The following is a 13,564-nucleotide window of genomic DNA, read 5'->3' as shown; positions in this document are numbered from 1 at the left end:
ATCTGTCATGACGATTTGTTGACCGCATTATCTTTGGTTTGACGTTTGACCGCAGAGCCTTCCTTCAGCGTACTGAGCACCCTGCTTGGCCCCGTGACTATTTCGTCACCTTCTTTAAGCCCACTGATGATCTGTCGGTCCGATTCTCCGATGATGCCGGTTTCGACCTCGACGAATCTCACCTTATTTCCATCCAGCACGTAGACACCGGTAATAGCTTTCGGTTTCGGTCCGGGCTCGGGAACGTTTCCGGGAAGATCGCCCGCGGGTTTGTCATCAGCCTTCTTTTCTATGATCGCCTGAAGCGGGACAGCGATGACATTCTCAACGACGCTTGTAGTAATCTCGGCAGTCGCACTCATTCCGGGCCGCAGTCCTTCCTTGATCTCTTCCGATAGGTTCTTGAGTTCGATCACGACGCGAAACTCTTTCGCCTCCTGAACATTGATGTTTGTCGACAGACCGCCCGAGGTTTGTGATTTGCCCACAGCGAGCGGTGTCTTTTGAGTAACCTCTCCTTCGATCTCGCGGTCGCCGAAAGCATCAACCTTGATCTTTGCCTTCTGCCCCACGGCAACTGAGTCGATCGACGTCTCGTCAACCTTGACCTCAACGTTGATGGTTGACATGTCCGCGATCGTTAACAGCGGTGTCGTCGACAGCCCAGCAACTGCAAAAGTACCGACTCGAGACGGTATCTCAGCGATCACGCCGCTGATAGGTGCAACGGTGAGCGTCTTATCTCTCTGGCTTCTAGAGCCGCGAAGTGTCGCCGCTTGCTGCTGCACCCGAGATTGGCTCGTGGAAACACTAAGTGCAGCCGTTTCCACAGCACGCCGGGCATCACGGACAGCAACATTTTGCTGATTGACGCGTACTTGTGCGTCGCGTACCGAAAGGTTACGAGCGGCGAGATTAGACCTTGCCGTATTTAGAGAAGCTCTCGCGTTCTCGAGACGATCTTTGGATTCATCATAAAGCTGTCTCGAGATAACGCCGTTCTCAAGAAGCTGCTGGCTTCGGGTGAGTTCGCGATTCGCGGCATTAAATTCCACCTGAGCACGGTCAACATCGGTCTGAGCTGCAATCACTGCCTGCCTTGCAGAATCTACCGCAAGCTGAGCCGCCGTCAGTTGCTGTTGGGCCTGAGAGAGATTATTTTGAGCGGCGGCCACTTGCGTTTGGGAAACACGAACCTCATCCTGTGCTCCCTGAAATGCTGCAACCTGAGCGTCCGTTGACGACTGAAGCTGGTCCGGATCCAGACGCACCAGCGGCTGGCCCTTCGTGACCATATCGCCCTCCTTCACATAGATCTCCTGGATCCTACCCTGTACCTCGCTCGTAAGGTTCATGAACTGAATAGGCCTGACTTCGCCCGATGAAGTTACGGTCGAGCGAAGCTCGCGCTTGGTCTCTATCTTGAGAACTGCCACCTCAGGTGTGTCAGAGCGTGTCGCCCAAAGGCTGATCACGGTGATCAATCCCAACAAAAGTACTGCAGAAACAGCAATTATGATCTTAGATTTACGGCTAAGTGCCATGTCGATTATCCTTATATAGTAGTATCAGATAGCTGAGACGATGCTCGGTCAAGTAACAACCGATGTTTACGAGGGCATACAATCCATTGTTTCAAAAACTTTCATCGACATCGGGTTTGCGATAAGGGGTGATTTGACCGGCTACCAACATATAATTACGATTATCAGAGTGGTGAATCCTAAGGAAGCATCTTGAATACTTCGAAAAATGATCAATTGCCCAACTTGCAACTCGGCTAACAGCGAACTGGCTCGCTTTTGTGATAACTGCGGTACTCGTCTTACCGAGGCGCCCGCGCCGGAACCGGCCTATCAGCCGCCGCCGCAAACGGACTCTTCATTTAAGATCTCAGCCGCGACCTCGCTGGACATACCCAATGTAGAACTTCAGCCGATCACGCCGCCTATCGTGGAAACATCAAGCGGACCGGCTTCTGACAGCAGGTCCCACGCAACTCTCGTGATCGAACGAGGTGACTCGCCGGGAACGAACTTTGAATTGTTCAATGAGGAATCAATGATCGGTCGATGGGATGCGGATAATGGGATATTCCCCGATGTGGACCTCGATGCTCACGATTCTGACGCTAAGGTTTCGCGAAGGCATGCAAAGATCTACCGTTCGGGAGGCGCGTATTTCATTGAGGACCTCGGTTCAACGAACGGTACATATGTGAATCGCGGACGACGCCTGTTGCCCGGCACACCACACATTGTTAATGATAACGATGAGATCATCGTCGGAAAGACCTTTTTACGTTTTCACATTGTTAAGTAAGCGAGTTCCTCGTGCAGTCAGAAATGTCCAAATGTGCGAAATGCGGTGGCGATGCGGATATCGAAGGTGATGTCTGCTCCCGGTGCATTGACCTTGCCGTTGGGGACTCGGTTTCTCGCCCTGTTGATGAAGACGTATCGAATACTGACGACTCGCTTGAAAGTCCCGTGGAAACCTCGCATATGTCGAGTGCAGCCGAGCCAGTAAAGAGCCCCGGACTGAGAGTTCTCGATGCCGGAGCCATTGTCGGCGGCCGTTACGAGGTCGTTCGAAAGATCGGCGGCGGTGGAATGGGCGCGGTTTACCTCGCTAAGGACTCAAACCTTGGGGGAGTGGAGCGTGCCCTGAAGGAGATGATCCAGTCCAATCTTGAAGCAGTTGAACAAGCGAAAGCGGTAGAAGATTTCAAACGTGAATCAATGATCCTTTCGGCACTGGAACATCCCGCGATTCCCACGATCTACGACTATTTCTTCGACAGTATTCATCACAGGTTCTATCTCGTGATGAAATATATTTCGGGAGGCGATCTTGCGGCTCGGCTTCGTGCCACGCCGGGTGGACGCCTAGATGAAAAGACCGTAACGGAATGGGCTCTTCAGATCTGCGATGTTCTCGATTACCTTCACCAACATCCGGAGTCGATCGTATATCGTGACCTGAAGCCCTCTAATATTATGATCGACGGCAAGACGGGGCGATTAATGCTTGTCGATTTCGGCATTGCTCGGTCGGTAGGACAAGGCAACGAAAAGGGCGTTACTGCGGTCGGAACAATGGGCTATGCTCCGCCTGAGCTGTTTTCGGGTCAGGTTGAACCGCGTTCCGATATATATAGTTTAGGTTCCACGATGTTTCATCTGCTTACGGGTGCAGATCCGCAAAATAACCCGCTTCTCATTTTTGATTTTGAAAAGAATCCAAGGCCTCGACAGATCAATCCGCAAATATCGGATCAAATGGAGCGAATTCTGATGAGGGCCGTAGAATACTCCGCTGAGAACCGTTTTGCGTCCGCAGCCGAAATGGCCTTTGCACTGCAAACGCATCTTTCGCATCTGAAGGACGGAAAGGTCACCTACGGCGTTGATGTCGGTCCCGTTTCCGAGAGTTTGGCAACTCAACTGGTTTTTTGCGGCTTTTGCGGACGGCAGATCATCGCTACTGATCAATTTTGTGCATTTTGCGGCTCCCGGCAGCCGATCGCGCAGAGAGGTGTTCATTCTGAGATATACTCGAAGCCTCAAGCTACGGCGAAGCTAATTGTCGATGGAACTACCGAACTTAATGTTCCGGTTTATATGCTCGAAAAGAGCGATATGTTAGTGGGCCGACGCGACCCCACGGCAAATATCTTTCCGGAGGTCGACCTCTCGAGATTTGATCCGCAAACAAAGATCTCGAGAAAACACGCAAGAATATTTCGGGAAGGTGATTCGTATAAATTAGAGGATCTTGGCTCGTCGAACGGTACACTGATCTTTAGTCAGACCGGAAATGGCATCAGGCTGCCGCCGCATGTTCCGTATGATCTCTCGAGCGGAGACCGGATCAGGCTCGGAGACACGACGCTGCAGTTCTTGATCAATTAACGCCGCCGGTCGAATGTGAACACAATGACAGCATCGGACACAACTAACAGCGATATCGTAGGCAAATTTGATCCGAGAGTATTGCGCGCGCCGTTTCCGCTTCGCATTGCCGCCGCTTCGACAGACTATATTCTGGTTTTTTCGGTGCCCCTCCTAGCTCTTGTGATCGCTGACGCGCTTTCTGATCGGGCAAATCCGCCGTCAGTCGGTTTGTGGGGATGGCTTCTTACTTTAATTGTATTCGTAGTTAACAGCATCGCACTTCCGCTGATCTTTGGAAGATCCGTAGGCAAATGGCTATTCGGAATGACGATCGTTTCGGATGCCGGCGGCCCTTTGTCGTTGGGAAAGGTCATCGTGCGTAACGTTTTTGGTTACTTACTCATTCCCGCTACGCTTGGTATCGGATTTTTCATCGCCGGCATTAGTTCAAAAGGCCGTGCTCTTCACGATCTGATCGCAAAAACGGTAGTTGTCCGCGGTTCAAAACAGTACTTAAATTGATCTATGGCGCGTTTGATCATTCTCCATCCCAACGGGGCGACCGACGAGTTCGCTCTTGCAAAGGTAAAAACAACGGTCGGACGTTCGGCACGAAGCGACGTATGTATACCGGACGCCTTTGCCTCCAGACTACACGCGGAAATACGGCGAGAGGGTGATGCCTTTTGGCTCCATGACCTTGGGTCCGCAAACGGCACCAGACTGAATGGAGAACCGGTATCCGGCTCGATCCCGATAAATTCGGGTGACTTGATACAGATCGGCGAAACAAGGATCACCTTCCACGGCGAGAGCGATGTACCAAAAGCAATAAGTTCAGCCTTGATCGCCGATACGACGGATCAACTGGACCCTACGAACACGATAGCATTGCCTTCACGGAGGTATCCTACCACCGAGATCGTAGATGCGACCATATCGTCCCGCAGCGACCTTTTGGGCCTTATAAGCAAGGTCGGCGTAACGCTGCTTTCTTCGCGAAGCCTTGACGAAACGCTGGATAACGTCGCCTCTTTGGTCTTTGAAGCAGTACCGGCGAGCCGCGTGGTTATAATGCTCCGCGACCGCGGTTCCAATGACGAAATGGACGTTAAGGTAGCCCGCGAACGTGGAAAGGAAACACCGCTTGAAGAGATTCGCATCAGCCGTGCTGTCATGTCGGAAGTGCTGGAACGCGGAAATTCTGTTCTAACATCGGACGCTCAACAGGACCCTAAGTTTGGCACTCAGACAATTGTGCTGCAGGGCATCCGTTCGGTGCTTGCGGTTCCATTAAGCGTTGACGAAAGAGAGATCTTCGGCATCATCTATGCTGATTCGCCTACGCATCAGGCAACTTTCAGCAAGGAACATCTGGATATTTTGACAACACTCGCCTCGGTTGCGTCGATCCGCGTAGAGAACGCGAGCCTCGTCGAGGAACGTATCAACCGGGAACGGATGGAGCGCGAACTGGAATTGGCGACGGAGATACAACAGCGGTTCCAGCCGTCTGAACCGCCGGACATTCCGGGATACGAAATGCAGGGTATATCGTTTTCCTGCTACGAGATCGGCGGCGACTACTACGATTTCATTGAGCGGCCTAACGGAAAGCTCTTGTTTGCCCTGGGCGATGTTTCCGGAAAGGGAACGGCTGCCGCACTCTTGATGTCCAGTCTTCATGCTGCTGTTCATGCTCAGGCCGCCACAAGTGCACCGCTGAAAGATCTGGTCACCTCGATCAACGAATATTTGACCGAAAATACGCCGGCCAATCGTTTTGTCACCCTCTTTGTCGGAGAACTCGACCGTGACTCGGGCGACATTGAATTTATCAACGCGGGGCACAACCCGCCGATCGTTGGGCGAGTCTCGGGCTCAATTGACGAACTCTCTTCCGGCGGGCTTCCCCTCGGCCTGATGTCATTTGCCGAATACGAATCCGGTGATCTCACGCTCTCGGCGGGGGACGTCCTAATGGTTTATTCGGACGGCGTTTCGGAGGCAAACAATCTTGCTGAGGATGAATTCGGGCTCGACAGACTCAAAGAGGTTCTACTAAACAACCTTGACCGCAGCTCGTCCGGGATCAGAGACAAGGTTGAGTCCGCATTATCGACCTTCACAGGTACGGCGCCGGCCAATGATGACATTACGTTATTGATCATTAAGAAGACAGCGTAGTCTACAGGTGTTTAAACATGTTGACCTGCTAATACTTGCTCCGTTACAATGGGAGGTGGCCTTTCCCCGCCGGCCGCTCCCGAATGCCATCCACCGACCGTAAAATTAGCCTCCGCTATCTGGTACTCCTGACCCTGCTTCTAGTCGGTTTAGTTCCGCTCGTCCTAACGGGCTGGATGCTTTCCGACCGATCGGGAAGCGAGTTGAGGGCGGCGGAGAACCGCTATCAGATCCAGCTGGTGCAGGAAAAAGCCCGCCGGATCGAGATATTCGCGGAACGCGCACGTTCGACGGTGTATAACCTTAAAACCGCGATCGAACTCGGCGACGATCCCTTCCTTTCCGAATCTGACCAACTGGCTGACACATTGAGTTCAATGCTTCGCGAAAACCCCGAGATCGCGGGCATTCACATCAGTTCCGACCGAGAGATCCCGATATCGGTCTTTCGACCTGAAATATTGGACGGGGTCACATTGAACACATTGGCGAATGATGCCGCTTCCGCAAAAACTGAGTTGACGGTGGGCCGTCCGCATACGATCGAGAGCAGCGGCCATCCGGTACTTACATTTGCGGTTGAAACATCCGGCGCAGGGCGGCCTGCCATTCGAATTGTAACCGCCATTTCCGCAAAACGGCTTGCGGGCGACATAGTTGGATTCACTTCCATATCTGAACAGCAGCTTTGGGAAAGTGGCCTGCCCATAGTCTTTGTCGTTGATGACAAAGGCGAAGCCGTGTTCCATCCGGACAATTCGGCGGCTTCGTCAGGCCGTAGGTTCACGGACCTTAAGATCGTTTCCGAATGGCTTGAGTCAGGCCGTATCGTGCAGTCGGCGTTGGTTCCATTCGACGCTGTTTACAACGATAAGCCGCACCGAATGATCGGGGCCTATTCGACCGCCTCGATATCCGAGGGCAGGATCGTAGGTGTCGTTGCGATGCAGGATGAGTCAAAGGCACTTGCTTCGGTTGCAGACATCCGTCGCCAGGTTTGGCTTATCAGTCTGGGTTTCGCGATAGCTGCGATGTTCGTCGGGCTTTTATTGGCACGCTCGATGACGAATCCGCTTCTACGGCTGACCGATGCCGCAAAACGCATCGCCGCAGGCGATTATTCTTCGCGTGTGGCTTCGCGCAACGTAACGGAGATCGGAACGCTTGCGGATTCCTTTGATCAGATGAGCGGCAAGATCGAGGAACAGATAGCGCGTCTTGCAAAGGCGGCGGAAGAGAACCGCGAGCTTTTCGTTGGCACCGTCAAGGCACTTGCCGCCGCGATCGACGGCAAAGACAAATACACTCGAGGCCACAGCGAACGCGTCGCACGCATTTCGGTCGCGATCGGCCGTCGTATGAATTTGCCCGAGGACGAACTAGAAACGCTGCGCATCAGTGCATTGCTCCACGACGTCGGCAAGATCGCCATCGACGACAACATCCTTAAAAAGCCCGCCGCGTTGACCGACGAAGAATTCGAGATAATGAAGCAGCACCCCGTCCGCGGCTACAAGATCATGTCGCAGATTCCCGCAATGAAGGATTTCCTGCCCGGCATGTACATGCACCACGAGATGGTCAACGGCAAAGGCTATCCGCAGGGCCTGACCGGCGACCAGATCCCGCTGCAGGCAAAGATCGTCTCGGTCGCTGACACTTTTGACGCAATGACCATTGACCGGCCTTATCAAAAGGGAATGGAACTCGGCGCCGCACTCGAACGCCTCCGCTCGTTCGTCGGCACTCGATATCAATCCGAGGTCGTCGAAGCCCTGATCGAAGCCTGTAACGCAGGCGAGGTCGGGCAGGGAATCATCCGCCAGCTCGCCGAAAAGCGCGCCGCCGAAGCCGCCACCTCAGAACACGACCCACTCCTCGACCGCCTGGTAGCTTAATTCCTAAAGTGAGAACCACCCGCCCGAGCGAGTGGCAGGCAGCAGCCAATTGTCGGACCGCAGGCTGCAAGGCGTGCAATTAAATGCGGCCACTTCCTAACGGATGCGGTTCTCCCTATTACGGCGTGCCCAACGGGGACAAAGAATATAGCCTGGGGTAAGGCCGAAGGCCGCAACCCCACGTTGTTGCGTTAAAACCGATCCGATCCTGAAGGGGTCGAACGGGTTGCCGGCATTATTGCTCCCTTTCAGGGAGCGAAACAAATGATCACACCATTTCCACGGGTTTGCACCCGTGGCTACATTCTCGCGTCCGCTACGCGGACCGGGCAAAGAGGCTGGCTGGCTGGCAGGCGTGCGGTCCGGCGGGCTTTTGTCGGCGGGGACGCGAACATCTATACTCTAAAGTTTGCGGGGCGTGAGCCCACGCTGACAGTATGGCGTTTTGGCGTAGAAAGATGGACGACGGGCATTCGAGCTCTATTTTGGGGCTCGACCGCTCGATGGAAGAACTGAAGGCTCACGAAGAGGCCGTCGAGAAGGAACTGGGCGTGCGGTTTGCCCGTGCGATATCAAAAACTCGCGATTCGATCAACGACAGGCTCGACACGCTGTTTGAAAGCAGGCGGCAGATAGACGACAAATTCCTCGACGAGCTGGAAGAGATGCTCATTTCGACCGATATCGGCGTGGCGACGACGATGCACGTGATCGACCGCGTCCGCCGCGGCGTGTCGCGACAGGAGATCGGCGACATCGCGGCCCTGCGTGCCGCAATTAGAAAGGAATTGCTCGACATCCTGAACGCCAGCCGTGATAAGGGCGTCGCGGCGGAGACGGCGTTCGGCGATGAAGCGAAGCCGTACATTCTGATGGTCGTGGGCGTGAACGGCGTCGGCAAAACGACGACCATCGGCAAGCTGGCACAGCGCATAAAGGCCGAGGGCAACAAGGTTCTCATCTGCGCGGCGGATACTTTTCGTGCGGCGGCGTCGGATCAGCTCGAGATCTGGGCGGGACGTGCGGGCGTGGAGATAATCCAGCAGAAAGAGGGAACCGATCCCGCCGCGGTTCTGTTTGACGCTCTGCGTGCGGCAAAGGCCCGCGAGGCTGACGTGTTGATCGTCGATACCGCGGGGCGTCTGCATAACAAATCGAACCTGATGGCTGAGCTCGAGAAGATGAAAAAGGTCGCGGGGCGCGAAGTTCCCGGCGCCCCGCACGAAACGCTGCTCGTCATCGACGCAGTTACGGGGCAGAATGGGCTGGAACAGGCACGGCAATTCACAAAAGCAGCGGACGTTACCGGCATCGTGCTTACCAAACTCGACGGAACGGCAAAGGGCGGCATCGCCGTCGCCATTTCAAAGGAACTCAGCCTGCCGATACGCTACGTCGGCATCGGCGAACAGGCCGAAGACCTGATGGTGTTTGACCCCGAGGCGTACGTGAGCGGGCTTTTCGATTAGATGGAATATTTCGAACGCGATCTGCAGCACACAAGACGGGTGCTTGAATTGGCGGCCGCGGGAACGGGCCTCGTGAGCCCGAATCCGCTTGTCGGCTGCGTGATCACGGACGCGAACGGCGAGGCCGCGGGCGAGGGAACTTACACTTACGATAACGTTGTCCACGCCGAGGTCATTGCTTTGGAACAAGCCGGGGAACGTGCCCGCGGCGGGACCGCTTACATTTCGCTGGAGCCGCATGTACATCACGGCCGCACGCCGCCGTGCACGGAGGCGTTGATAAATGCGGGCATCGTCCGCGTCGTTTGTCCAATAGAAGATCCCAATCCGCTGGTGTCGGGAAAAGGCTTTGAGCGGCTGCGTGAGGCGGGCGTCGAGATAGTGACCGGCATTCTCTCGGCTGAAGCCGCAACTCTGAACGAAAAATTCATTTGCTGGCACACGAAAGATAGGCCGTTCGTTCATTTGAAGATGGCGATGTCGCTCGACGGACGCATTACGCGTGTCGCGGGCGAGCCGTACGCTTTTACCGGCGACGAGGCGAATCAGCGTATTCAGCGTCTGCGGCACGAATACGATGCCATTCTTGTTGGAAGCAACACTGCACATATCGATGATCCGCTATTGACGGACCGCAGCGGCCTGCCGCGGCGGCGCCCGCTAAAGCGCGTCGTGTTGGACAGCGATCTGTCGATCGCAGTTGATTCGCGGCTGGTTAATACCGCGGTTGAGACGCCGACAATTATCTTCACGGCGGCTAAAGATGGAGCAAAGGCAGATGAAATGCGTGCGGCGGAAGTTGAAGTTTTGGAATTGGAATCCGGACCGCGCGATCTCGCCGCGGTTCTCGCACGGCTGAAAGACGATGACATTCAAAGCGCCCTGGTCGAAGGCGGCGCCGAGATCGCTGCGTCGTTTTTCGCCGCGCAACTCATCGACAAGGTTAGCTTTTTCTACTCGCCGCAGATCACCGGCGGCATGGAAGGGGTTACTGCGATTGGCGGCAGCGTTCCGTTAGGCATCAAACTCGAGAATGTTGAAATGACTATCCACGGCCGCGACATTGAGCTGACCGGCTACCCGCAATACGAATAAATGCGTGCAAAGAAACGCTTTGGGCAGAACTTTCTTCGTGATGAACGCATCATCGAACGCATCGTTGCGGCTGCGGGGGTTCGTGACGGCGATCGCATCCTTGAGATCGGCCCCGGTGACGGTGCGCTGACGGCGGATATGCTTTATTCCGGTGCAAGGGTCACTTCGATCGAGATCGACCGCGACCTTGCGGAATTTCTGCGGTCGCGTTTTGCGAGCGAAGAACGATTTCAGCTTGTCATCGGCGATGCATTGTCGGCCGACCTTGTGCAATACGCCGGAGAGGGCGGCATAAAGATCGTCGCCAATCTTCCGTACAACATCTCAACGCCGATGCTTCAGCGTTTCATCGCGATCAAGGATTCGATCTCAACGATGACCCTGATGTTTCAGCGTGAAGTAGTCGACCGCATAGCCGCCCTGCCCGGCAACAGCGACCGCGGATTCCTTTCGGTCATGGTCGAAGATGTTTTCTTTGTGGAAAAGCTCTTCGATATTCCGCCAACCGCTTTTTCGCCCGTGCCGAAGGTCTGGAGCAGCGTTGCTAGATTCACACCGCGAGATGACAGCTATCAGGATGCAGTGAGTTTTCGCAAGCTTGTATCTGCGGCCTTTGCTCAAAAAAGAAAGACGCTTGAGAATAATCTCAAACGTCTTTACCCCGAATTCAAGGAAATAGCTGAAGCAATCGATATCGATCCGCGTGCCCGCGCAGAAGTTCTAACGCTGGAACAATGGCGGGATCTGGCCGGGGCTATTCAAGCCCGTAAAAATCAAAGTCACTGAGATTGCCTATCAGTAATATTTCGCGAGGCGTGAACCGATAGGTACGCGAACCGACGTTTATCGTGTACAGAGAACCGCCCGGGACGTTCTCGAATTGGTAGTAACCGAATGTTCCCGTCGTTACACGCTGCCCAAATCCGCCGGGGCCTGAGATGGAAACCACGGCGTTACGCAGGCCGCGTCCGTCGCTGGTCATGATCCTTCCGGCGACGGTAAAATTGGCGGCCGCCGCCGATTGACCGAATACAGTGAACCGCGCGGCCTTTGATACAGAAAATCCATTTACGGCCTGCGGATCGATAACATACCAACGTGCATAGAATGTCTGCCCCGGCAATCCGGCGAGATCGGGAATAGGAACAGAAACGGACGTCCAGCCGCTGCCGGCACCTGTTGCGTTAAGAGCGGAAGACACCTTAGCCAGCGAGCCCGTCGCTGGTATCGCGGTACCAACTCCCGGATCGTTCGCATCAACGACCAAGTATGCCTGAGCCCCGCCCAGTCCGCCCGAAACGGAAACCACAAAATTCTGATTACCTACCATCGGCGGCGAAACAGCATGGATCTTCGGCTCATGTCCACCTGAGCCCGTGCGTCCCGTACTGATAATTTGGGGCATCCGGCTCGATTCGGAATACAATCCCGGGCGCTCGAACGGCCCCGTCTCATTTTGAACACGCGGATCGATGAGCGGCCGTCTTAAAAACGCCAAGAGTGCAGCACGTTGTCCGGGGTTAAGATTCAAGACATGGATCAAATTCGGCTTGTTGTTCGCATCGAAATCACCCGCTCGGTCATAAAAATCAACGACCTCTTCAAGCGTAGTGAATTTTCCATTATGGAAAAACGAACGGCGGAGACCGACATTTCGAAGACTCGGCGTGCGAAATGTCCCGCGGTCATTCGGCATGCCTGTCACGGCTTCGCGGCCAATATCGTCTGTGTCAGGGCGCACTCCAATATAGTGAAAAGCGTTATCCGTAAATCTGTTTCCACCGTGACAGGCATTGCATGCGATCGCGGGCGAATTGAACAAATTCCGGCCCATCGCCTCCTGTGGTACCAAAGGCGTGATGCCCTGTACATCAAGGTCAAACGGTGTCTGGTCGCTGAAAAGCGAACGTTCATACGAAGCAATGGCAAATATGATCCGGGCAGGCGTGACCGTCGAAGTTCCAAAAACCTCCTCGAAAAGCTCGGGATAGGTTCGTCCGCCGATCCAATTGCTTAAAGCTGTCGGCACGTTGGGCGACAATACAAGTGGCTTCGCCGAAGATATCTTAGCGGCGAGGGACGGCCAGTTCGCTCCAATATGCCCCATTTCCACGTCATTAGTAGGCGGACCGGCTGCTTGAGATTCAAGAGCGCCGCCTGCGTTCAAAAGGATCTCGTTAGTAACAGGATCGCGAAATTGGCCGCCGGCTCGTCCGTCCCAAAAAAGCAGTGGAGCGTATACGGCATTAACATGCGATGTGGATGTGCGGCCCGTTACCTGCGGATCAAGACCGTAAGACGGCGAAAATGCATACAGACCGTCGGCGTTATTGAGGGGGACGCCAATAGTTCCGCGGATATCATCGCCGTTCCCTAAGACACCATCCGGACCGGGATTCCAACCCGTCGTCCGTGGATCGGCACCGCCGCTGTTCGCATGATGGCAAGTGCCGCAGGCGACCGTGTTAGTCGCCGAAAGCTGTTCATCCCAAAATAGTGCTTTACCAAGTTCGATCTTTGCAGCAGTTAGAGGATTTCCGGGCGGCGCAGCCGGAGGCGGAGGTAAAGGCGGCGTGTTTCCTTGTTGGGCTGTATTCGTACGTCGTCCTGCATCCGAAGAGCTCAAAGGGCTGACCTCTGAAGTATTTTCTGCTCGCACCCAGTAGAAAAGATTAGTGTTTGACGGTGCGGACGTATCAAAGAAGAAATTCAAGGGCGTCGTGCCGACGTCGACCGCAGAATTCGGGTCGTCTATTGTGTTTCGAAAGACCCGATACGCGGTCGCACCGCGAATCGTATCCCAATAGACGCCGACTTTATTGTTATAGAGATTGTCGGTCGCATTGACGCGTGTGGGTGCGGACAATGTCATCTCACCTTTACCGGCGAGAAATGCGGAGTTCTCAAACGCGAAAAAAGCCCCTGCGGCAATAAAGGCCGCAATAATGATCACCTTTGTCCTGTACATACTGAACTGTAAAAAAGCAGCCTATTAAGCCACAAAATAATTGTTGATCAA

The 13,564-nt window shown here is 54.4% G+C and carries 11 protein-coding genes; 9 read left to right on the top strand and 2 right to left on the bottom strand.

Annotation, left to right across the window (positions count from 1 at the left end; translation table 11 throughout):
* Positions 1–5: 5 nt before the first annotated feature.
* A complete protein-coding gene (locus IPM50_01070) occupies positions 6–1,544 on the bottom strand; it encodes an efflux RND transporter periplasmic adaptor subunit (protein QQS33203.1) in 1,539 nt (512 codons plus the stop codon).
* A gap of 208 nt (positions 1,545–1,752) precedes the next feature.
* Between IPM50_01070 and IPM50_01065 the strand changes: the two genes are divergently transcribed.
* The 9 genes from IPM50_01065 to rsmA all read left to right on the top strand — a co-directional run bounded on the left by IPM50_01065 (position 1,753) and on the right by rsmA (position 11,331).
* Positions 1,753–2,322: an FHA domain-containing protein gene (locus IPM50_01065; GenBank protein ID QQS33202.1), complete on the top strand. Its 570-nt coding sequence runs from the start codon at positions 1,753–1,755 to the stop codon at positions 2,320–2,322.
* Between the two features lie 23 nt (positions 2,323–2,345).
* Positions 2,346–3,914, top strand: coding sequence for a protein kinase (locus tag IPM50_01060; GenBank protein QQS33201.1), 1,569 nt, complete (start codon positions 2,346–2,348; stop codon positions 3,912–3,914).
* 24 nt (positions 3,915–3,938) lie between these two features.
* Positions 3,939–4,418, top strand: coding sequence for an RDD family protein (locus tag IPM50_01055; protein ID QQS33200.1), 480 nt, complete (start codon positions 3,939–3,941; stop codon positions 4,416–4,418).
* A gap of 3 nt (positions 4,419–4,421) precedes the next feature.
* Positions 4,422–6,083, top strand: coding sequence for a SpoIIE family protein phosphatase (locus IPM50_01050; protein ID QQS33199.1), 1,662 nt, complete (start codon positions 4,422–4,424; stop codon positions 6,081–6,083).
* An 83-nt stretch (positions 6,084–6,166) separates the two neighbouring features.
* Positions 6,167–7,981, top strand: a complete 1,815-nt coding sequence (locus IPM50_01045; GenBank protein QQS33198.1) for an HD domain-containing protein — start codon at positions 6,167–6,169, stop codon at positions 7,979–7,981.
* Between the two features lie 264 nt (positions 7,982–8,245).
* Positions 8,246–8,497 carry a hypothetical protein gene (locus IPM50_01040; GenBank protein ID QQS33197.1) on the top strand — a complete coding sequence of 84 codons (252 nt, stop codon included), beginning with the start codon at positions 8,246–8,248 and terminating at the stop codon, positions 8,495–8,497.
* Positions 8,485–9,450 (top strand): signal recognition particle-docking protein FtsY, encoded by a 966-nt coding sequence (gene ftsY / locus IPM50_01035; GenBank protein ID QQS34431.1) that lies wholly within the window; start codon positions 8,485–8,487, stop codon positions 9,448–9,450. The genes IPM50_01040 and ftsY overlap by 13 nt, the downstream gene beginning before the upstream one ends.
* On the top strand, positions 9,451–10,545 hold the full coding sequence (gene ribD, locus IPM50_01030; GenBank protein QQS33196.1) for a bifunctional diaminohydroxyphosphoribosylaminopyrimidine deaminase/5-amino-6-(5-phosphoribosylamino)uracil reductase RibD: 1,095 nt from the start codon (positions 9,451–9,453) through the stop codon (positions 10,543–10,545).
* Positions 10,546–11,331, top strand: a complete 786-nt coding sequence (rsmA, locus tag IPM50_01025; GenBank protein QQS33195.1) for a 16S rRNA (adenine(1518)-N(6)/adenine(1519)-N(6))-dimethyltransferase RsmA — start codon at positions 10,546–10,548, stop codon at positions 11,329–11,331.
* On the opposite strand, the gene IPM50_01020 is transcribed toward rsmA, so the two are convergent.
* Complete coding sequence (locus IPM50_01020) at positions 11,300–13,513, bottom strand: hypothetical protein (GenBank protein ID QQS33194.1); 2,214 nt, start codon at positions 13,511–13,513, stop codon at positions 11,300–11,302. The two genes, rsmA and IPM50_01020, sit on opposite strands and share 32 nt — an antisense overlap.
* Positions 13,514–13,564 lie beyond the last annotated feature (51 nt).

Source organism: Acidobacteriota bacterium (assembly GCA_016700075.1).
Classification (GTDB): domain Bacteria; phylum Acidobacteriota; class Blastocatellia; order Pyrinomonadales; family Pyrinomonadaceae; genus OLB17.
This window is presented reverse-complemented; position numbering and strand designations above follow the sequence as displayed.